Origin of the sequence: Pseudonocardia lacus, from assembly GCF_018531445.1 — a bacterium.
Classification (GTDB): Bacteria; Actinomycetota; Actinomycetes; order Mycobacteriales; family Pseudonocardiaceae; genus Pseudonocardia; species Pseudonocardia lacus.
This window is the reverse complement of sequence record NZ_JAHDTH010000007.1, coordinates 58,143-78,014: the sequence shown is the minus strand read 5'-3', so window position 1 is coordinate 78,014 and position 19,872 is coordinate 58,143. Positions and strand designations below refer to the sequence as shown.

Annotated in this window: 21 protein-coding genes; 8 read left to right on the top strand and 13 right to left on the bottom strand. The window is 75.6% G+C overall.

Features of this window, described 5'->3' with window-relative positions; translation table 11 throughout:
* The 3 genes from KIK08_RS03425 to KIK08_RS03415 form a co-directional block, all read left to right on the top strand.
* A partial coding sequence (locus KIK08_RS03425; RefSeq protein WP_214401480.1) for a precorrin-3B synthase occupies positions 1 to 899 on the top strand: 899 nt, incomplete at its 5' end.
* The gene (locus tag KIK08_RS03420; RefSeq protein WP_214401479.1) at positions 896 to 1,534 is read left to right on the top strand and encodes a precorrin-8X methylmutase; all 639 of its coding nucleotides are present in this window, start codon (positions 896 to 898) and stop codon (positions 1,532 to 1,534) included. The genes KIK08_RS03425 and KIK08_RS03420, both read left to right, overlap by 4 nt.
* On the top strand, positions 1,531 to 3,063 hold the full coding sequence (locus KIK08_RS03415) for a precorrin-2 C(20)-methyltransferase (protein ID WP_308257358.1): 1,533 nt from the start codon (positions 1,531 to 1,533) through the stop codon (positions 3,061 to 3,063). Before KIK08_RS03420 ends, KIK08_RS03415 begins: the two co-directional genes overlap by 4 nt.
* Here the strand turns inward: KIK08_RS03415 and KIK08_RS03410 are convergent.
* The 5 genes from KIK08_RS03410 to KIK08_RS03390 all read right to left on the bottom strand — a co-directional run bounded on the left by KIK08_RS03410 (position 3,038) and on the right by KIK08_RS03390 (position 7,559).
* Positions 3,038 to 3,769, bottom strand: a complete 732-nt coding sequence (locus tag KIK08_RS03410) for a cobalt-precorrin-6A reductase (protein ID WP_214401478.1) — start codon at positions 3,767 to 3,769, stop codon at positions 3,038 to 3,040. The genes KIK08_RS03415 and KIK08_RS03410 overlap by 26 nt on opposite strands.
* Positions 3,770 to 3,794: 25 nt before the next feature.
* Complete coding sequence (locus KIK08_RS03405; RefSeq protein WP_214401477.1) at positions 3,795 to 4,535, bottom strand: cobalt-precorrin-4/precorrin-4 C(11)-methyltransferase; 741 nt, start codon at positions 4,533 to 4,535, stop codon at positions 3,795 to 3,797.
* On the bottom strand, positions 4,532 to 5,773 hold the full coding sequence (cbiE, locus tag KIK08_RS03400) for a precorrin-6y C5,15-methyltransferase (decarboxylating) subunit CbiE (protein ID WP_214401476.1): 1,242 nt from the start codon (positions 5,771 to 5,773) through the stop codon (positions 4,532 to 4,534). The genes KIK08_RS03405 and cbiE overlap by 4 nt, the downstream gene beginning before the upstream one ends.
* Entirely contained in the window at positions 5,770 to 6,174 is a 405-nt protein-coding gene (locus KIK08_RS03395; RefSeq protein ID WP_214401475.1) for a pyridoxamine 5'-phosphate oxidase family protein, read from the bottom strand. Before KIK08_RS03395 ends, cbiE begins: the two co-directional genes overlap by 4 nt.
* Positions 6,175 to 6,440: 266 nt before the next feature.
* On the bottom strand, positions 6,441 to 7,559 hold the full coding sequence (locus KIK08_RS03390; RefSeq protein WP_214401474.1) for an NAD(P)/FAD-dependent oxidoreductase: 1,119 nt from the start codon (positions 7,557 to 7,559) through the stop codon (positions 6,441 to 6,443).
* Positions 7,560 to 7,668: 109 nt separating this feature from the next.
* Here KIK08_RS03390 and KIK08_RS03385 point away from each other — a divergent pair, with 109 nt between their 5' ends.
* Entirely contained in the window at positions 7,669 to 8,535 is an 867-nt protein-coding gene (locus KIK08_RS03385; RefSeq protein WP_214401473.1) for a MurR/RpiR family transcriptional regulator, read from the top strand.
* 10 nt (positions 8,536 to 8,545) lie between these two features.
* Here KIK08_RS03385 and KIK08_RS03380 read toward each other — a convergent pair whose 3' ends face one another.
* The gene (locus tag KIK08_RS03380) at positions 8,546 to 9,415 is read right to left on the bottom strand and encodes an alpha/beta fold hydrolase (RefSeq protein WP_214401472.1); all 870 of its coding nucleotides are present in this window, start codon (positions 9,413 to 9,415) and stop codon (positions 8,546 to 8,548) included.
* Positions 9,416 to 9,622: 207 nt separating this feature from the next.
* On the opposite strand from KIK08_RS03380, the gene KIK08_RS03375 reads away from it, so the two are divergent.
* Together KIK08_RS03375 and KIK08_RS03370 are read left to right on the top strand one after the other, a co-directional pair.
* A complete protein-coding gene (locus KIK08_RS03375; protein ID WP_214401471.1) occupies positions 9,623 to 9,967 on the top strand; it encodes a YciI family protein in 345 nt (114 codons plus the stop codon).
* Between the two features lie 2 nt (positions 9,968 to 9,969).
* On the top strand, positions 9,970 to 11,175 hold the full coding sequence (locus tag KIK08_RS03370; RefSeq protein WP_214401470.1) for an RNA polymerase sigma factor: 1,206 nt from the start codon (positions 9,970 to 9,972) through the stop codon (positions 11,173 to 11,175).
* Between the two features lie 22 nt (positions 11,176 to 11,197).
* On the opposite strand, the gene KIK08_RS03365 is transcribed toward KIK08_RS03370, so the two are convergent.
* Positions 11,198 to 11,527, bottom strand: a complete 330-nt coding sequence (locus KIK08_RS03365) for a DUF1330 domain-containing protein (RefSeq protein ID WP_214401469.1) — start codon at positions 11,525 to 11,527, stop codon at positions 11,198 to 11,200.
* Between the two features lie 97 nt (positions 11,528 to 11,624).
* Positions 11,625 to 13,091 (bottom strand): amidase, encoded by a 1,467-nt coding sequence (locus KIK08_RS03360; protein ID WP_214401468.1) that lies wholly within the window; start codon positions 13,089 to 13,091, stop codon positions 11,625 to 11,627.
* Positions 13,092 to 13,216: 125 nt separating this feature from the next.
* Between KIK08_RS03360 and KIK08_RS03355 the strand changes: the two genes are divergently transcribed.
* Positions 13,217 to 14,263, top strand: coding sequence for an LLM class flavin-dependent oxidoreductase (locus tag KIK08_RS03355; protein ID WP_214401467.1), 1,047 nt, complete (start codon positions 13,217 to 13,219; stop codon positions 14,261 to 14,263).
* On the opposite strand, the gene KIK08_RS03350 is transcribed toward KIK08_RS03355, so the two are convergent.
* The 3 genes from KIK08_RS03350 to solA are packed head-to-tail and all read right to left on the bottom strand — an operon-like array spanning position 14,253 to position 17,961.
* Complete coding sequence (locus KIK08_RS03350; RefSeq protein WP_214401466.1) at positions 14,253 to 15,410, bottom strand: MFS transporter; 1,158 nt, start codon at positions 15,408 to 15,410, stop codon at positions 14,253 to 14,255. The two genes, KIK08_RS03355 and KIK08_RS03350, sit on opposite strands and share 11 nt — an antisense overlap.
* A gap of 45 nt (positions 15,411 to 15,455) precedes the next feature.
* A complete protein-coding gene (locus KIK08_RS03345; RefSeq protein WP_214401465.1) occupies positions 15,456 to 16,754 on the bottom strand; it encodes an aromatic ring-hydroxylating oxygenase subunit alpha in 1,299 nt (432 codons plus the stop codon).
* Between the two features lie 22 nt (positions 16,755 to 16,776).
* Complete coding sequence (solA, locus tag KIK08_RS03340; protein WP_214401464.1) at positions 16,777 to 17,961, bottom strand: N-methyl-L-tryptophan oxidase; 1,185 nt, start codon at positions 17,959 to 17,961, stop codon at positions 16,777 to 16,779.
* Between the two features lie 111 nt (positions 17,962 to 18,072).
* On the opposite strand from solA, the gene KIK08_RS03335 reads away from it, so the two are divergent.
* Positions 18,073 to 19,011, top strand: a complete 939-nt coding sequence (locus KIK08_RS03335; protein ID WP_214401463.1) for a LysR family transcriptional regulator — start codon at positions 18,073 to 18,075, stop codon at positions 19,009 to 19,011.
* Here KIK08_RS03335 and KIK08_RS03330 read toward each other — a convergent pair.
* Both KIK08_RS03330 and KIK08_RS03325 read right to left on the bottom strand, forming a co-directional pair.
* Complete coding sequence (locus KIK08_RS03330) at positions 18,997 to 19,200, bottom strand: hypothetical protein (protein WP_214401462.1); 204 nt, start codon at positions 19,198 to 19,200, stop codon at positions 18,997 to 18,999. The genes KIK08_RS03335 and KIK08_RS03330 overlap by 15 nt on opposite strands.
* 115 nt (positions 19,201 to 19,315) lie before the next feature.
* Positions 19,316 to 19,696, bottom strand: coding sequence for a YchJ family protein (locus KIK08_RS03325; protein ID WP_214401461.1), 381 nt, complete (start codon positions 19,694 to 19,696; stop codon positions 19,316 to 19,318).
* Between the last annotated feature and the right edge of the window lie 176 nt (positions 19,697 to 19,872).

Below are 19,872 nucleotides of genomic sequence, written 5' to 3'. Positions count from 1 at the left end.
TGACCTCGCGCGGCAACGTGCAGCTGCGCGGCCTGGACCGCGACGACCGGCGGCTCCCCGAGCGACTGACGGCCGCCGGGCTGCTGCCCTCGGCCACCCACGAGCGCGCCCGCAACGTGCTGGCCTCCCCGCTGTCCGGGATCGCGGGCGGGCGCGCCGACGTGCGCGCCCTGGCCCCGGCGCTCGACCGGGAGCTGTGCGCGCGCCCCGCGCTCGCCGCCCTGCCCGGCCGGTTCCTGTTCGCCCTCGACGACGGCCGCGGCGACGTCGCCGCCGAGGAGCCGGACCTGTGCTGGCAGGCGGTGTCGCCGGATCGGGGCGTGCTGCGCGTGGCCGGGAGTCCGGTCTCGGACGTGGCGATGGGGCAGGCGGTGGACGCGCTGCTGGACGCCGCGGCCGAGTTCCTGGCCGGCTCCGACGGCGCATGGCGGGCCCGCGACGTGCCCGCCCTGCGCGGGGAGGCCGAACCGGTCGTGCGGTCCGCCGATCCGACCGGCGATCGGGTCGGGCGGGTCGGTGGCGCCCTGGTCTGCGCCCCGGTGCTCGGCGAGATGTCGGCCGCGCAGCTGGACGAGGTGGCCGACGCCTCCCCCACCGTGATCGTCACGCCGTGGCGCACGCTCGTGCTGCCCGACGCCGCCCCCGACGCCGACGCGCGGCTGGCTGCGGCCGGTTTCGTGGTCGACCCGGCGTCCCCGACACCGCTTGTCAGCGCGTGCGCCGGGCGTCCGGGGTGCGCCAAGGCGCTGGCCGACGTGCGCGCCGACGCCCGCGCGGGCCTGGCCGCGGGCCGGTTCACCGGGCGGGTGCACCTGTCGGGGTGCGAGCGGCGTTGCGGTTCGCCGCGCGGGGCGCACCGCGCCCTCGTCGCGACCGGCGACGGGCGGTACGCGGGATGAGCGCGCGCGAGTACGTCAGGGACGGCGCGGAGATCTACCGCCGGTCGTTCGCCACCATCCGGGCCGAGGCCGACCTGGCCGGGCTGCCGGCGGAGCTGGCGCCGGTCGCGGTGCGGATGATCCACGCCTGCGGGCAGGTCGACCTGGTGGCCGACCTCGCCTACTCGGCAGGCGTCGTCGCCGCGGCCCGCGGCGCGCTGCGGGCGGGCGCGCCGATCCTGTGCGACGCGACCATGGTGGCCTCGGGCGTCACCGCGGCCCGGCTGCCGGCCGGTAACGAGGTCGTCTGCACGCTGCGCGACCCGCGGGTGCCCGAGCTGGCCGCGCGGGCGGGCACGACCCGCAGCGCCGCGGCGCTGGAGCTGTGGGGCGAGCGGCTGGCCGGGGCGGTCGTCGCGATCGGCAACGCGCCGACGGCGCTGTTCCACCTGCTCGACATGATCGACGCCGGGGCCCCGCGCCCGGCCGCGGTGCTCGGGATCCCGGTCGGGTTCATCGGCGCCGCCGAGTCCAAGGACGAGCTGGCCGCGCGCACCGACCTGGAGTTCCTGGTGGTGCGCGGGCGCCGCGGCGGGTCGGCGATCACCGCCGCGGCGGTGAACGCGCTGGCCCGCGAGGAGGAGATCCTGCCGTGACCGAGCCCGCGAGGTCACCATCGGGCGCCGTGACCGAGCCCGGCACCCTCTACGGCGTCGGCGTCGGGCCCGGCGACCCCGAGCTGATCACGCTCAAGGCCGCCCGGCTGATCGCCTCCGCCGATGTCGTCGCCTACCACTGCGCCCGGCACGGGCGCTCGATCGCCCGCGGCATCGCCGCCGCGCACCTGCGCCCCGAGCAGGTGGAGGAGGCGCTGGTCTACCCGGTCACCACCGAGACCACCGATCACCCGGGCGGCTACCAGGGCGCCATCGACGAGTTCTACGCCGAGGCCGCCGCGCGGCTGGCCGCGCACCTGGACGCCGGGCGCGACGTGGTGCTGCTCGCCGAGGGCGACCCGCTCTTCTACGGCTCCTACATGCACATGCACAAGCGGCTCGCCCCGCGCTACCGCACCGAGGTCGTGCCCGGGGTGACCTCGGTCAGCGCGGCCTCGGCGGCGCTGCGCCAGCCGCTGGTGGAGCGCGACGAGGTGCTCACCGTGCTGCCCGGCACGCTGCCGCGCGAGGAGCTGGCCCGGCGCCTGGCCGACACCGACTCCGCGGCGGTGCTGAAGCTGGGCCGCACGTTCGAGGCCGTCCGCGGCGCGGTCGACGACGCCGGGCGCCGGGCGCTCTACGTGGAGCGGGCCACCACCGACCGGGAGCGCACCGCCGAACTGGCCGATGTCGACCCGGCCTCGGTGCCCTACTTCGCGATCGCGCTGCTGCCCGGCGCGGTGGCCTCGGCGTGCCCGGCCGAGCCCGAGCGGATCGGCCCCGGCACCGGTGAGGTGGTCGTCGTCGGCACCGGTCCGGCCGGGCGCGACTGGATGACCCCGCAGGTCGCGGCGGTCCTGGCCGCCGCGGACGACCTCGTCGGCTACGGCCCCTACCTCGACCGGGTGCCGCCCAACCCGCGCCAGACCCGCCACCCCAGCGACAACCGCGTGGAGGCCGACCGGGCCGCGCACGCGCTCGACCTGGCCGCCGCCGGGCGCCGGGTCGCGGTGGTGTCCGCGGGCGACCCCGGCGTCTTCGCGATGGCGACCGCGGTGCTGGAGGTGGCCGCGCAGGACAAGTACGCCGACGTCGCGGTGCGGGTGCTGCCGGGGGTGACGGCGTCGAGCGCGGTGGCCGCGGCGGTCGGGGCGCCGCTGGGCCACGACCACGCGGTGATCTCGCTGTCGGACCGGCTCAAGCCGTGGGAGGTCGTGGTCGACCGGCTGGTCGCCGCGGCGCGCGCCGACCTGGCCATCGCGATCTACAACCCGCGCTCCGCCGCGCGCCCGTGGCAGGTCGGCGCGGCGCGCGACGTGCTGCTGGAGCACCTCTCCCCCGAGACCCCGGTCGTCGTCGGGCGCGACGTCGGCGGGGCGGGCGAGCGCGTCACCGTCACCACGCTCGCGGACCTGGATCCCGAGCAGGTCGACATGCGCACGCTGCTGATCATCGGTTCGTCGGCCACCCGGGTCGTCACCCGCGGCGAGACGACCGCGGTGTTCACCCCGCGCCGCCACCCCGGCTGACCCACGCCAGGGCCGCGTCCACGGTGGCGACGGCGGCCACGCCGGCCGGCAGCGGCGGGCGCGCCACCATCACCACAGGTACTCCCAGCTCGCGGGCCGCCGTCAGCTTGGCGGCCGGGCCACCGCTGTCCTTGGTCACCAGCACGTCGACGGCGTGCTCGCGCAGCAGCGCGCGCTCGCCGTCGACCGTGAACGGGCCCCGGTCGAGCAGCACGCGCATCCGGGCCGGGACCGGCGGCTCGGGCGGGTCGACCGAGCGCACCAGGAACCAGCGGTCCACCGGCGCGAACACCGCCAGCTCCGTGCGGCCGGTGCTGAGGAAGATCCGCTCACCCAGGGCGGCGGCGGTCTCCGCGGCCGCGGGCAGGTCGGGGACGGGCCGCCAGTCGTCGCCGGGGACGGGCGTCCACCCCGGGCGCTGCAGCCGCAGCAGCGGCACCCCGACCCGGGCGCAGGCCGCGGCGGCGTGCACGGTCATCGTCGCGGCGAACGGGTGCGTGGCGTCCACGACGGCGCCGGTGCGGTGCTCGCGCAGCCACGCGGCCAGGCCGTCGACGCCGCCGAACCCGCCGACGCGCACCGTCCCGGGCAGGGGCAGCGGCGAGCGCACCCGCCCGGCCAGCGACACCGTCACATCGTGGTCGTCGACCAGCGCACCGGCCAGCAGCCGGCCCTCGGTCGTGCCGCCGAGGACGAGGACCCTCATCGCTTCCCCCGCCGCGCGAGCGTGCTCATCGCTTGCGCGTGTCCGAGTAGAGGTGGCTGTCCGGGAAGTGCTCGGCGGCCAGCGCCGGACCGACGACCACGACCGCGGCCATGGTGATGCCGGCCGCGCGGACCTGCTCGGGCAGCGACGACAGCGGACCGCGCAGCACCACCTGGTGCTCGCGGCTGGCGTGCGCGACCACCGCGGCCGGGCAGTCCGGGCCGTGCACCCCCGACACCGCGGCCACCAACTCCTCGATCCGGTGCACCGACAGGTGCAGCACGAGGGTGCCGCCGGAGCGGGTCAGCTCGGCCAGGCCCTCGCCGTCGGGCATGGGCGTGGCCAGCGCGGAGATCCGGGTGAGCGTGACGGTCTGGGCGACCGTGGGCACGGTCAGCTCCCGGCGCAGCACGGCGGCCGCCGCGGCGTAGGCGGGCACCCCGGGACACAGATCGTAGGGCACGCCGGCGGCGTCGAGGCGGCGCATCTGCTCGGCCAGCGCGGAGAACACCGACAGGTCGCCGGAGGCCAGCCGGGCCACGTCGAGCCCGGCCTCGTGGGCGGCGACCATCTCGTCGACGATCTCGCTGAGCTTCAGGTCGGCGGTGTCGATGCGGCGGGCCCCCGGCGGGCACAGCTCCAGCATCTCCGGGGGGACGTAGGTGCCGGCGTAGAGGCAGACCGGCGAGGCCGCGATGAGGTCGCGGGCGCGCAGCGTGAGCAGGTCGACCGCGCCCGGCCCGGCCCCGATGAAGTGAACGGTCATCCCGGCTTCTCCGCACTCCAGATCGTCACCGGCATCGCCGGTCGCCAGCCGGTGAGCCCGCCCACCGGCGCGGCCCTGGCCACCGACAACCGGGTGAGCTCGCCGCCGTGGCGGGCCCGGGCCGCCGCGAGCACCCCTTCGGACTCGACGGTGACCGCGTTGGCCACCAGCCGCCCGCCCGGGCGCAGCGCGTCCCAGCAGCGGGCCAGGACACCGTCGGTGGTGATCCCGCCGCCGATGAACACCGCGTCGGGCTCCGCGAGCCCGTCGAGCGCGGCGGGTGCGCGGCCGAGGACCACTCGCACGCCGGGGACGCCGAGCGCGTCGGCGTTGGTCGTGATCCGGGCCGCCCGCGCGGGGTCGGACTCCACGGCCACGGCCCGGCACGTGGCGTGGGCGCGCGACCACTCCACCGCGATCGAGCCGTTGCCGGCGCCGACGTCCCACAGCAGCTCGCCGCGCCGGGGCCCGAGCAGCGCCAGGGTCACCGCGCGGACCTCGCGCTTGGTCAGCTGGCCGTCGTGGTCGTAGGCGTCGTCGGGCAGGCCGGGGGTGGACGCACGCGGACGCGCGTCGGGTCCGGCGACGCAGTGCACCGCGACCACGTTGAGCGGGTCGACGCCCGGGTGCGCCCACCGCCCGGCGACGCCGTCGACGCGGCGCTCGGCGGGGCCGCCGAGCTGCTCGAACACGGTCAGCGTCGACTCCGCCCAGCCGTCGGCGGCCAGCAGGTCGGCCACCTCGCCGGGCGTCGCGGCCCCCTCGCTCAGCACGAGCACCCGCGCCCCCGGGGCGAGCACCCGGCGCAGCGCGGACAGCGGCCGCCCGACCGCGCTGACGACCTCGGCCGACTCCACCGCCCAGCCCAGCCGGGCGCAGGCCAGCGACACCGACGACGGGTGCGCGAGCACCTCGACCGCGTCGGCTCCCAGCACCCGGGTCAGCGTCGTGCCCAGGCCGTGGTGCATCGGGTCGCCGCTGGCCAGCGCGCACACCCGGCGGTCCCGCAGCCCGGCGAACAGCTCCGCCAGCGCGGGCAGCATCGGCGAGGGCCAGGCCCGGGTCTCGGCCGCGGTGCGCCCGGCCACCAGCGCCAGCTGGCGCGGCCCGCCCAGCAGGACCTCGGCGTCGCGCACCGCGGCGCGGCCCGGCTCGGCCAGGCCGTCCCAGCCGTCCGCGCCGATACCGACGACGGTGACCTTCCCGACCTTCCCGACCTTCCCGACCTTCGGCGTCACCGCACGCTCCCGAGCAGCCGGTCCACGGCGATCTCCAGCACGACCCGCTCCGGGTGCGGCTTCGGCGTCCGGTAGCGCTGGGCGTAGCGGCGTTCCGCCTCGGCGACCGACCCCGGGTCGGAGCGCACCCGGCCGAGCCCCTGCAGGGTCGACCACCGCGTCCCCTCGATGCCGGTCACCGCCACCCGGGCACCGCGATCCCCCGCCGCCAGCACGTTGCGGATCTTCTGCGAACTCCGCCGCGCGATCACCCGGGCCAGACCGCCGTCCAGGTCGACGGTGACCCCCACGGCCACGAGGTGCGGAGTGCCATCACGCGAGACCGTCGCCAGCAGGCAGATCCGGCGCTCGGTCCAGAACGCCGCGAACTCGGCACCCACCCCGTCGAAGACCCCTGCCACGCGGTCATCCTCTCCCCCGCCCCCGCCGCACCCCCACTCCCCGACCGGTGAGAACGGACACCCGGCGCCGCTGGCCGCGGCTCCTGAGGTCTTCGCAGGGGCTGTGTGGTCTTCGCAGGTGCCGTGGACCCTGCGAAGACCATGGCGACTCTGCGAGGAGCATGGGGACTCTGCCGGCCGTCGATCACTCTCGCGGCGCGCTGCTCCCCCACCTCGCTCGGCCGCGCAGCGGCCACACCACCCCGAAGTCCGCCACGTGGCGCCACTCAGCCGGGCGGGGGCGCCGGGCCGGCGACGACGCCGCGGGTGAAGCGGTCGGGCCGGAAGCGAGGGGTCAGCAGGGGGCTCACCTCGTCGAGCAGGACGATGTCGGCGACGAGGCGGCCGACGAGCGCGCCCAGGGTGACCCCGCTGTGGGTCACCGCCTCCACGTAGCCCGGGATCGTCTCGACGCGCCCGATCGAGGAGAACGAGTCGGCCGGGACGGGGCGCACGCCGGAGTGCTCGGCGACGACACGCGCCCGCGCCAGCCCCGGGACCTGCCGGGCCGCGCGGACGACCAGCTCGGCGACCAGCTCGCGGCGGTCGACCGCGGGCGAGCGGCCCATCAGCGCGTCGAGGGCGTGGCTGTGGACCCGGTAGTGGTCGGGCCCGTCCGGGCGGATCGTGGCCGCCGCGCCCAGCAGCACCTTGCCCAGCCGCACCCCCGGCGCGTGCAGCCGCAGGACCAGTCCCCGGGTCGGGGCCAGCGGGAGCTCGCGGCCCAGCAGCCCGGCGACCCGGTCGGCGCCCGGCCCGGCCGCGTTGACCAGCTGGTCGGCCCGCCAGTGCGTGCCGTCGGCGAGGGTCACGTCGAATCCGCGGCCGTCGGTGTCCAGCGCGGTCACCGCGCTGCCGAACAGGTACCGGAACTCGCCCTCCGCCGCCCGCGCCAGCAGGTCGGGCAGCGCCGCCGCGACGTCGATCCACCCCTCGTCGGGGTAGTGGGCGAAGAGCTCGTGCGGGCGGCGCACCGCGACGGCGCCGTCGAGGTTCCGCGCGACGTCCTCGCCGGTCCAGCGCTCGGCCCGGTAACCCCACCCGACCAGTTCGTCGATGCGCCCGGACAGCTGCGGCGTGTGCCCCTCGTCGGCGATCGAGCCGGTGAGGTGGATCCAGTCGGGCCGCAGGCGCCGGTGCAGGGCGTGGTACTCGCGGACGCCGGCGAAGTTCAGCTCGAAGTAGTCGCGCGGGCGCTTCGCGCTCGCGTTCAGCCACGCCATGCCCGCGCGGCTGGTCGCGCCGGTGGGGAGCGCGGCGTCGACCAGCGTGACCGCGGTACCGGGCCGCCCGGCCAGGGCGTGCGCGATGCAGACCCCGACGATCCCGGCTCCGACGACGGTCACCGATTCCACGGGAGCCCCCTCCGCTGCGTCCGGAGCCTCGAATGTAGTGTTCCAATCAGAACTGAGTCAATATTGTCGCGGGTTGTCGTGAACTGTCGTGGAGGAGCGCGTGGACGATGCCGGGACGCTGCGCGAACGCGTCGCCGCGGCCGCCGGGCGGCTATCGCCGAAGGAGCGGCGCGTCGCCCAGTACCTGCAGGCGAACCCGGGGCGGGTGGCCGCCTCCTCGGCCGCCACCCTCGCCGCGCTCATCGGCACCAGCGACGCGACCGTCGTGCGGACCGCCCGGTCGCTGGGCTACGCCGGCTTCACCGAGCTGCGCCGGAGCATGGCCGCGGAGGGCCCGTTCCGCACCGCCGCGAGCGTCCTGGCCGAGCGGATGGACCACGTGGACGGGGTCGACGACGTGCTGGCCTCGACCGTCGAGGACACCCTCGGCCTCGTCGCCCGGCTGAGCGAGCAGCGCACGGCCGCGGCCTGGGCCGCCGCGGCGCGGCTGCTGGAGGGGGCGAGCCGGGTCTGGACGATCGGGTTCGGGCCGGCGGCCACGCCGGCCGAGTTCCTCGCGCTGTCGCTGTCGCGGATCGGGGTGGAGTCCACCGCGATCACCACGACCGGCTTCCGGATGGCCGACGACCTGCTGCGCATCCGGGCCGCGGAGGTGGTCGTGGTCTTCGCCCCCGGACGGCTGTTCCAGGAGATCGACGCCGCGCTGGAGCGGGTCCGGGAGGTCGGCGCCTCCTCCGTCGTCGTCTCCGAGGCGCTCGGGCTGGCGCTGCGCGACCGCGCCGACGTGGTGATCAGCACGCCGGGCACGACCGACAGCTCGGCCAGCGAGCTGACCGCCGCCCTGCTGCTCTCGCACTCGTGGACGTTGCGCCTCGCCCGGCGCGACCGCGAGCGGACGCTCGGGCGGCTGGCCGAGCTGAACCGGGTGCGCACCCGCATCGTGGGCGGGCCCCTCGACGCCGTCTGACGGTCGGAGTTCAGGCCAGGAAGCCGCGGATCAGGTCGAGCACGGCGTCGGGCCGGTCCACCGGGACGACGTGGGCCGCGCCGGGCACCTCGACGTAGCGGGAGTCGGGGATCAGCGCCGTGGCGCCGGCGATCGGGTCGCGCGGGACCAACCGGTCGAGCGCTCCGCGCACGAGCAGGGTCGGTGCGCGCAGCTCCGGCAGCCGGGGGCGCAGGTCGGTGCGCATGCGCCACGGGCCGTAGGCCTCGCGCTGGAACTCGTCGAGCACGGACTCCCCGGCCGCCACCACGGCCCGGGCCTCGGCCGCCGACAGCCGGACGATCTCGTCGAAGTGCGGGGTCGCGCGGCCCGCGGCCAGGGCGCCGGCGAGGCTGCGGCGCAGCCTCGACTCGTCCGCGTAGTAGCGGCTCGCCCAGCGCTGGAGGCGGTCGGAGCGCAGGAACGCGTAGGTCAGCAATTGGGCCGGGCGGCGGGACTCGTAGCCGCCCGGCGCGATCGCGACCAGCCGGTCGACGCGGTCCGGGTGGTCGATCGCGACGACCGTGGCGACGCCGGCGCCCATCGAGAGACCGACGAGGTGGGCCCGGTCCAGACCCCAGGCGTCGAGCAGTGCGACGACCAGCCGATTCAGCGCGTCGATGCCGGTCGGGCCGGACCACGGGCGGGACCGGCCGTGCCGGGGCCAGTCCGGCGCGTACACCCGGAAGCGCTCGGCCAGCGGCTCGACGAGCCGGCCCCAGCACAGCTCGGCGGTGTCCAGCGCCGCGCCGTGCAGCAGGACCACCGCCGGACCGGAATCGCCCGCCCGCAGGTAGCCCATGGGGCCGTCGGGCAGCTCCAGCGTCGCGGTGGTGATCACCGATCGATCGGACCAGCTCATGACCACATAGTCAAGATTGGTCATGCGGTCACCCAGTGGAACCCGGCATGGACATCGGCTCGACCGGCTGCTCCTCTGGCGGGAGGCGCCGTCGAGGCGCCCCGACCGGCCGACGCTGATCGACATGTTCACCGCGTGGGGGTGTCGATCCGCGGCGGGGCCGTTCGTACAGGGGGTGGCAACATCGGAGATCGAGGAGGACGAACGATGGCGACCTACCTGCTCAGCGTCCAGTACCCGGCCGGGCGCACCCAGCCGGCCCCCGAGGAGCTGGAGGTGATCGGCAAGAACGTCGGCGCCGTGCGCGACGAGATGGTCGAGGCCGGTGTGTGGGTGTTCGGCGGCGGGCTCGCCCCGGCCGGCTCGGCGACCGTGGTCGAGGCCAGGGGCGACGACAAGCTGATCACCGACGGACCGTTCGCCGAGGGCAAGGAGCTGCTCGGCGGCCTGTCCGTGATCGACGTGCCCGATCTCGACGCGGCGATCGCGTGGGCCGAGAAGCAGTCCCGGGCGACGACGGTGCCGATCGAGGTGCGACCCTTCCTCGGCTGAGCATGACCACGGTCGAGGAGGTCTACCGCGCGGGGTACGGGCGCGCGGTGGCCGTCCTGGCGCGCGTCCTCGGCGACCTCGACGTCGCCGAGGACGCCGTCCAGGAGGCGTTCGCGGAGGCGGCCGTGCGCTGGCCGGCCGACGGCCTCCCGCCCAGCCCGGTCGGCTGGATCATCACGACCGCGCGCAACCGGGCGATCGACCGGTTGCGGCGCGAGACGCGCGGGCGCGACAAGCAGGCCGAGGCCGCGCTGCTCGCGCCCGACCCGGAGCCGGGGGAGGAGGACGACGCCGTGCCCGACGACCGGTTGCGCCTCGTGTTCACCTGCTGCCACCCGGCCCTCGCGCCGGCCGCACGCGTCGCGCTGACGCTGCGGCTGCTCGGCGGGCTGACCACCGCCGAGATCGCCCGGGCGTTCCTGGTGCCCGAGGCGACGATGGCCCAGCGGATCGTGCGGGCCAAGGCCAAGATCCGCGACGCGCGGATCCCGTACCGGGTGCCGGCCGAGGCCGAGCTGCCCGATCGGCTCGGTGCCGTGCTCGCCGTGCTGTACCTGGTGTTCAACGAGGGGTACGCGGCCTCGTCGGGCGACGACCTGGTCCGGGCCGACCTGTGCGACGAGGCGGTGCGGCTGGCCCGGCTGCTGGTCGAGCTGATGCCCGACGAGCCGGAGGCCATGGGCCTGCTCGCGCTCATGCTGCTGGTCGAGGCCCGCCGCCCGGCGCGCGTGTCGCCCTCGGGCGACCTCGTGCCGCTCGACCAGCAGGACCGCTCCCGCTGGTCGAGCGCGCTCGTCCGGGAGGGCCAGGACCTCGTGCGGCGCTGCCTGCGCCGCCGGCGTCCCGGCCCCTACCAGCTGCAGGCCGCGATCAACGCGGTGCACTCGGACGCCGCCGACGCCGCCGCGACGGACTGGGGCCAGATCCTCGCCCTGTACGACCAGCTGATGGCGGCGGCCCCGTCGCCGGTGGTGGCGCTGAACCGGGCGGTCGCGGTGGCGGAGGTGTCCGGGCCGGCCGCGGCGCTGGCCCTGGTCGACGCCCTCGACCTGCCCGGCTACCAGGTGTTCCACGCGGTGCGCGCCGACCTGCTGCGCCGGCTCGGCCGGGCCGGGCCGGCCGCCGAGGCGTACCGGTCGGCGATCCGGCTGGCGGGCAGCGCGGCCGAACGCCGCTTCCTCGACGCCCGCCTGGCCTCGCTCGCCTGACACCCCACCCGCGCCCCGGGGCTCAGGTGGGCACGCCGAGGACGTCGGTGGCCAGGTGCTCGGGGCCGACGCCGTCGACCAGGATGGCGGTGCCCCGCGAGTTCCGCGTGCGCAGCGGCAGGATCTCGCGGTAGGCGGCGGAGTCGTACCAGCCGTGGGCCCGGTCGGCGTCCGGGAACGCGATCACGATCAGCGTGCCCTCCCAGTCGCCCTCCAGCGTCTCGGGCACGGCGCCGTGCACCACGAACCGGCCCTCGAACGGCGCCAGGGTGGCGTCGATGCGCTGCAGGTACTCCACGATCTCCGCGTTGATGTCGACGTCCTTCAGGATCGCCACGGCGTAGGTGGTCATCGCGTCCTCCTCGATCTCGGTGCTCCGACCGGTTCGAGGGTGCTCGGTCGGGGGCACGCGGTCGATGACCTCGGAGGTAAGGCGCAGGGCTATGCGGTCAGCTCGGCAGCGGCGGGGGCGTGAAGCCGCCGAGCTCCCGGGCGACCAGCTCGGCGAACCGGATCGTGGTGCGGTCGCCGTACATCGGCCCGATCACCTGCACGCCGACGGGCAGCCCGTCCTCGGACAGGCCGGCCGGCAGCGCGGTGGACGGGAGGCCGGGCAGCGTGGCCACGCCGGGCAGGGCGAGCTGGTCGAGGTAGTCGAACTCGGTGCCGTCGATGCCGACCTTGCGGGTGGGGACCGGGCTGTGGTCGTGCGGGAACGCCGGTGTCGGCATGACGGGCAGCACCACCACGTCGAACTCGGCGAACAGCTCGCGCCAGCGCTGCCGCACCACCCCGCGCTCGGCGTCGGCGGCCATCCAGTCGCGGTGGCTGAGCACGGTGCCGCGGGCGCGCTCGGCGGCGAGGCTGCGGTCGTCGTCGGCCAGCTTCGCGGCCGCGGCGCGGGCCTTCTCGACGACCGCGTCCGGGAAGCTGCTTCCCAGCTCGGACATCAGCATGCGCATGTACACCCGTGCCGCGGCCTCCTGGTCCGGCAGCAGCGGGCTCTCCCGGGTGATCGCCACGCCCGCGCCGGCCAGTCCGGCGACGAACCGGTCGACGACGGCGCGCACGGCCGCCGACGTCGGCATCAGCGGGTGCTCCTCGACAACCAGCACGCGGAAGTCGCGCAGCGCGTCGTGGCGGGACGCGGGCAGCGCGAGGCGGTAGGCCCCGCCGAGCGCCAGCTCGTCGGGCTCGGCCAGGACGTCCAGCAGCAGCGCCAGGTCGGTGGCGCTGCGGGCCATCGGCCCGATCACGGCCAACTGCTGGTCGGCGGGCATCGCGGGCAGCCCGGGCGGGGTGTGGCCGCGCGACGGCAGCAGCCCCAGCGTCGGCTTGTGCGCGTACACGCCGCAGTAGTGGGCGGGGTTGCGCAGCGAACCGCCGATGTCCGAGCCGAGCGAGAGCGCCCCGTAGCCGGCGGCCAGCGCCGCAGCCGAGCCGCCCGACGATCCGCCCGGCGTGCGCTGTGGGTCCCACGGGTTGGCGGTCGTGCCGTAGATGTCGTTGTAGGTCTGGAAGTCGCCCAGGCCCAGCGGCACGTTGGTGGCGCCGAGGACGACCGCGCCGGCCGCCTTCACCCGGGCCACCGCCAGCGCGTCGGCCCGCGGGCGGTGCTCGGCGGCGTCGGTGAAGCCCCAGGTGGAGGCCAGGCCGGCCACGTGGAAGGACTCCTTGACCGTCATCGGGACCCCGGTGAGCGGGCCGCCCTCCCCGCGGGCGCGGGCGGCGTCGGCGGCGCGGGCGGCGTCCAGGGCCCGGTCGAAGTCGCGCACGCAGACGGCGTTCAACTCGCCGTCGTAGCGCTCGATGCGGGCGATGGCCGCCTCGGTGAGCTCGACCGACGACACCCGGCCCTCGGCCAGCTCCTCGACCAGCTCCGTCGCGCTGCGGTGCTCGAGCCCGGAATCAGCCACGTCGATCCCCTCCGGTTGCGTCCACGACCCCGATCACTCCTACCACGCTTCCGCCGGTTCCGGCCCCGGCGGAGGCGACCTACGTTCGGGGGGCCGCCTGTTCCCCCACCGTCGAGGAGACAGCAATGCGCACCGGGATCGTCATGACCGCCCGCCCCGGGGTGGAGGACCTCGCCGCCCGCGCCGAGGAGCTGGGGTTCGCCAGCTTCTGGGTCTACGACACCCCGATGGTCAACGGCGACCCGTTCGTCTCGCTGGCCCTGTGCGCGAAGGCCACCAGCCGGATCAAGCTCGGCATCGGCGTCACCTCGCCCGCGCTGCGCTCCACCCCCGCCGCGGCCGCCGCGGTGTCGAGCCTCAACGCGATCGCGCCCGGCCGGGTGATCTGCGGGATCGGCACCGGCAACACCGCCCGCCGCACCCTGGGCATGCGCCCCACCAGGATGGCCGAGCTGGAGGAGTTCACCGCCGCACTGCAGGACCTCACCTCCGGGCGCGAGACCGGCTACCGGGAGGGCGGGCGCACCAGCACCATCCGGTTCCTGCACGTGGGGCCGTACGTGAACACCACCGACCCGGTCGAGTACGTGATCGCCGCGTTCGGGCTCAAGGCGGCCGAGATCGCCGGGCGCCGCGGCGCCGGCGTGATCTCGTTCGGGCTGATCTCGAGCGAGGCGTGGAAGGCGCTGGAAGGCGCCCGCCGCGAAGCCGCCGTCGCCGCCGGGCACCCCGAGCACGCCGACTCCTACGTGATGACCTCACTGCGCGTCCTCGACGACGGCGAGGACCGCTACGGCGACACCGTCCGCGACGCGATGGGCCACATCGCCATGTCACTGCTGACCTTCGCCGCCGACAACCCCGGCTTCCGCGCCACCCTGACCCCCGAGGAGTCCGACACCGTCGAACGGCTGCTCACCCGCCGCGGCACCACCGCCACGTCCCCCGACCGGCACGCCACGCTCTACCGCAACTACCTGGGCCGGATCGACCCCGCCGACCGCGACCTGGTGATCGGGTCGTTCGTCGACAAGCTCGCCCTGGTCGGCACGCGCGACGAGGTGCGCGAGCGGATCGCCGGGCTGGAGGCGGCGGGCCTCACCGAGATCGTCATCCAGCCGGTGGTCGACCCGGAGGCCGAGATGGTGGCGCTGGCCGAGCTCATGCGCTGACCGAGGGCGGGCGGGCGAAGGCCAGGCCGACGGCGGCCAGTGCGAGGAAGGCCGGGACGACCCAGAGTGCGGCCGCCAGCGACGTCGCGTCGGCCAGCGCGCCGACCGTGAGCGGCGCGAGCAGCACCGAGAACGACGTCACGCCCACCACCCGTCCGCTCGCCAGCACCGCGCGGCCCGGGGCGAGCGCGACCGTCAGGGACACGCCCATCGGGAACAGGTTGCCCAGCCCGATACCGAGCAGGGCCAGGCCGACCAGCGCCGGCACGGGCGCCGTCGACGGCCACAGCACCGCGAAGCCGGCGCCGGCCACGACGAGGGCGAGCGCGAGCAGTCGGGCCGGGTCGTACCGGCGGGCCAGCCGGCTGCCCACCAGCCGGCCCAGCACCACGCCGCCGAAGTAGCCGAACATCAGCGTGACGGCCGTGTCCGCCGTGACGGCGGTGGCGGTGCCGACGTAGGTCGCGGCCCAGGCGGTGACGCACCACTCGGCCGCGGTCATGCAGAACAGCATCGCGGCGCCGATCCAGAACGCGGCCGGCAGCCGGCCGTGCGCCACCGACGACGACGGCGGCGGCGGGGCGTCGATCGCCAGCCGCCGGTTGGCCCACCAGGCGAGCACCGGCACCGCGAGCGAGGCCAGCACCGCGGCCCGCCAGCCGACGTGCAGCGCCGCGGCGAGCGACAGCCCGCCGATCAGCACGACGTAGGACAGGCCCGCGGCGACGTTGGCCTCGGCCAGCGCGACGGCGCCGCGCGGGCCGTGGTGGTCGGCGAGCGCGGCCTGGATCGTGGCCAGCAGCAGTCCGCCGCCCAGTCCCATGACCAGCACGGACCCGACGGTCACCGGTGCGGCCGGCCCCACCACCAGCCCGATCGTCCCGACGGCCATCACCGCCGATGACGCCCAGAACAGCGTGCGCCGCCCGAGCGCGCGTTCCAACCGCGCGGAGGTGAGGCCCGCGACCATGCTGCCGGCGGCGAACCCCGCGACGTGCAGCCCTCCGACGGCGTAGCTCAGGTCGAGCTCCGTGCGCAGGTGCACGATGACCAGCCCGGGCGCCGCCTGCAGAAAGGCGAACCAGGCCAGCATCAGGTAGGCGATCCAGGTGAGCCGATCGCGGCGGAAACCCGTGTCGAGCTGCATCCGTTTAACGTTACACACGCCGGGCCGGGGGCACCGGGCCGAGACTCAGACCTCCGGGAGCATCCGGGTCGCGGTCTCGGCGTCGCCGCCGGGCACCCGCCGCGCGCCGACCATCCGGTCGACGACCATGTTCTGGAAGCGGTGCAGCGGCTCCTCGAACCGGAAGCACATCCGCCCGCCGCGGTAGGCCGGGTTCGCGATGCCCTCCTGGACCCGCTGCACGATCTCCAGGTCCTGGCGGTTGACCAGGTCCCAGAACTTCTCCAGCTGGTCCAGGCCGTCCTCGCCGTCGGGGCCGGCCACGGAGTCGGGGTGGGCCAGGATCACCGCGGTCTCCACGGTCCGCGCGGGCCCGACGGGGCGGTTGAACAGGACGAAGGCGTGGTTGGGCAGCACCGAGATCGCGGTGCTCGGGAAGAGCCAGACGAACCGGCCGCTGTCGGCGTCCGACCCGGTCAGCCCCTCGACCGGGGCCAACCCGTCCCAGCCGCCCGCGTCGCCGTTGCCCGAGACGGGGGTGGTGCACATCCCCGTGTACATGCCCGGGCCCTGCCAGCGGTAGTGGTCGGAGAACTTCGAGACCCTGCTCAGCTCGGGGTGCACCCAGGGCAGGTGGTAGTACTCCATGAAGTTCTCGCCGACGAGCTTGTAGTTGGCCGCCACGTCGTAGCTGCGCCGCCGCCGGGGCAGCCACTGCTCGAGCCGGTAGCCGGCGAACCGCTCCGGCAGGTCGCCGAGGTGCTCGACCAGCGGCGCCGGGTCGGCGGCGAGGTTGACGAACACCAGGAAGCCCCAGCTGTCCACCGCGACGGGCAGCAGGCCGTGGTCGGCCCGGTCGAACGCCCTGGCCGGCGAGGTGTCGAAGATCGCCTCCTGACCGGCGGGGATGTCGGAGCCCTCGAACAGCGGGGTGCCCAGGCACGCGCCGTCGAGGTCGTAGGCCCAGGCGTGGTACGGGCAGCGGATCCGCTCGCCCCGCCCGACGTGCGCGGCGTCGGGCGCGAGCAGCGCGGTCGCCCGGTGCCGGCAGACGTTGTGGAACGCCCGCAGCTCGCCGTCCCGGTTGCGGGTGACGATGACCGAGCGCCCGGCCACCTGGACGACCGTGCAGGCCCCGGGCCGGTCGACCTCGGCGGTGCACGCGACGGCGACCCACCCGTCGGCGAAGACCTTCTCCCGCTCCAGGGCGAAGAACTCGGGGCTGGTGTAGGCGTCGGGCAGCAGCGTGGAGGCCAGCTCCACCGGCAGCCTGGTGTGCGCGTAAAGGCGCTCGTCGGTGAACCGCGCCGGGTCGACGGGGCGGGCCGGGAGCGCCGCGTGCGGATCGGTGGCCTCGGTCGTCATCGCGATCGGTCTCCCCTTCGGCTCAGACGTGGAAGGAACGCGGGAAGGCGGGGTCGGTCAGCGCCGGGCGGGTCAGCGAGAAGTCGTCGATCGGGTGCGCGGGCCGACGTCCCATGGCCAGATCGGCGAGCACCTCGCCGATGAGCGCGGCGAACTTGTAGGCGTGCCCGGCCCCGACCGCGACCGTGACCTGGGGGTGGTCCGGGACGGTGTCGAGCACGAAGTCCTGGTCGGGCGGCACGGTGTACAGGCAGGTCTTCGTGTACAGCTCGGGCCCGCCGAAGCGCGGCAGGTACCGCTGGACGAACAGCTCGTAGCGCTTGCGGCGCACCGGGTCGGGCTCGAAGGTGCGCTCGTCGGCCGAGGTCTCGTGCCCGCCCATGTGCTGGCCGAGCTTCGTGGCGACCTCGCCGTGGACCGGGAAGCCGTAGAAGTTGTGCTCGCCGTGCCACATGAACACCGGGAACCGCGACGGGGCGAACTCCGCCAGGTGCGGGGTGGCGTAGTAGGTGACCTGCTCCTGCAGGACGGTCAGCGGCAGGCGCAGTCCGCACTCCCGCAGCACCCGGTTGGTCCAGGCGTCGGCGGCGACGACGACGCGGTCGGCGCGGTAGGTCCGGTCGTCGGTCTCCACCACCACGCCGGCCCCGTCCGGGCGCACCGCCCGCACGGCGGCGCGTTCGCGGACGTGCGCCCCGTGGGCCCGGGCGAGCGCGATGTGCACGGCGTTGGCGCGCGCGGCGTCGACGATCCCGGACTCGGACTGGTGGACGGCCCGCTCGCCGCCGTCGAGGCGGAACTGCGGCCACCTGGCCATGACCTCGTCGGCGTCGAGGACCTCGTGGTCGACGCCGAAGCGGTGGAACACCTCGGTGTAGCCCTCGATGTTGCGCGTCCCGGTCGCCAGGCCCTGCCGCGCGTCGCGGTCCTCGATGACCAGCCCGCCGGTGCGCACCACCAGCGTCTGCAGCGACTCGGCCTCCACCTCGGCCCACGCCCGGTACGCCGCCCTGGCCAGCGCCGCGTACCGGGGCTGGTGCTGGGCGAGTCGGATGATCCGCGAGTGGTCCTGGGAGGCCCCGCGGCCGTGCCCCAGCTCGAACTGCTCCAGCCCCAGCACGCCGGGCCCCAGCTCGCGGGCCAACCGGTACAGCGCCGCCGATCCCAGACCCCCGCAGCCGACGACGATCGCGCGATAACTGTCCACACCGGACTCCTGACGGTCTCGCGGACGGCCGTGCCCCTGGGAGGAGTGTCGGCGGCGAGAACCGTTCACGTCCATCGCAAGTTCCTACAGCTGATCTTGTACGGTTCTCGCATGATTGACCGGCGACTGCGGGTCCTGCAGGCGATCGCGCGCCACGGCACCGTGACCGCCGCCGCCGAGGTCTGCCGGCTGACGCCGTCGGCGGTGTCGCACCAGATGCAGGCACTGGCCCGCGAGCTCGACGTGGTCCTGCTGGAGCCCGTGGGACGCACGGTGCGGCTCACCGCCGCCGCCCGCACCCTCCTCGACCACGCAACCGAGCTCTCCGCCGCGTGGGAGAGGGCCCAGGCCGACCTCGCCGCGCACCGCGCGGGCGACCTCATTGGGTCGCTGCGCCTTTCCGGCTTCTCCACCGCCGCCGCGGTCGTCGCCCCGCAGGCGCTCGTCCTGCTGCGCGAGCGGTACCCGGCCCTGCGGGTCCAGCTCCGCGAGAGCGAGCCCGCCCGTGCGTTCGACCTCCTCGCGGCGGGCGACGTCGACATCGCCGTCGTCGTGGCCACCCCGGACATCCCCCCGAGGTCGGACGCCGCGTTCGAGCAGCATCCGCTCTACGCCGAGCCCCTCGACGTCCTGGTCGGGCCGGCGCACCCGCTGGCCGACCGCGACGCCGTCGCCCTGCCCGAGGTCGCCGGCGACCCCTGGATCGTCGGCACCCCCGGCGGTGCCTACCACCAGCTGGTCACGATGGCCTGCACCAGCGCGGGCTTCCAGCCGGCCGTCGCCCACCACGCCGACGAGTGGGACACCGGGGCGGCGCTGGTCGCCCGGGGGTTCGGGGTCGCCCTCGTGCCGCGCCTGGCGGAGCTACCCGGCCGCCACGACACGCGTCGCATCCCCGTCGCCGGTCCCCCACTGCCCACGAGGCACGTCCTCACCGCGGTGCGGGCCGGATCGGCGGACCGGCCCGCCATCGCCGCCGGCCTCGCCGCCCTGCGCCACGTCTGCGCCACCGAGCTGCCCGAGCTGGCGCGCGGATCAGCGGGTGGATGACCTCCCGCCGGTGCCCGCGGCGAAGAACTGGTAGGCGGTGCCGAGGTTCACCGCCGCGATCAGCCACATCCACCAGGTCTGCAGCCACAGCGCGAGCCCGACCGACACGAGCCCCAGCACCAGGAACACCACGACGAGCGCCCGGGCCGGCGCCGAACGCCGGCGCGGGGTCGGGTGGGTCTCGGCCATGCCGGGAGGTACCCGAGGGACTGCTCCGGCAACCGGGCCCCGGGCGGTCGCCAGTCACCACATCGGAGAGGAGGGCGGGACACATGTGCACGCTCGAGGCGGCCCGCCTGCGGGGTCAGGAGAGGTCGTCGCCGTCGACGTAGAACCAGCGCCCGTCCTCGCGGACGAAGCGGCTGCGCTCGTGCAGCAGGCCCGCGCCTGTCGGTGTGCGGTAGGACGCCCGGAACTCGACGACGCCCTCGGTGGCGTCCGGCCCGCCGGCGACGGCGTCGACGATCTGCAGGCGCCGCCACGTCACGTCGTCGTCGGGAGTGAGGTCGGACGGGCGGGTCGACGGGTGCCAGCTCGCGAGCAGGTACGCCACGTCGCCCAGCGCGAAGGCCGAGTACCGCGAGCGCATGAGCGCCTCCGCGGTCCGCGCCGGGGTCCCGGCGTGGGCCGGACCGCAGCATCGGCCGTACGGCGTGCCGGAGCCGCACGGGCAGGCGTCTTCCATGCGGTCATTCTCGCCGAGCACGCACACCGTGCAGCCCTGGACTTGTCCTCGCAGCGCGCTGGTGGCGCGTCGTGGGGTGGGGAACCTGCCTCGTAGGGCGGGCTACTGTGGGCGGGCCTGGTGGGTGGTCCTTCTTAGTTCGCTCCCGTTGCGTTTGCGCGGTGGTCCGGTTGGGT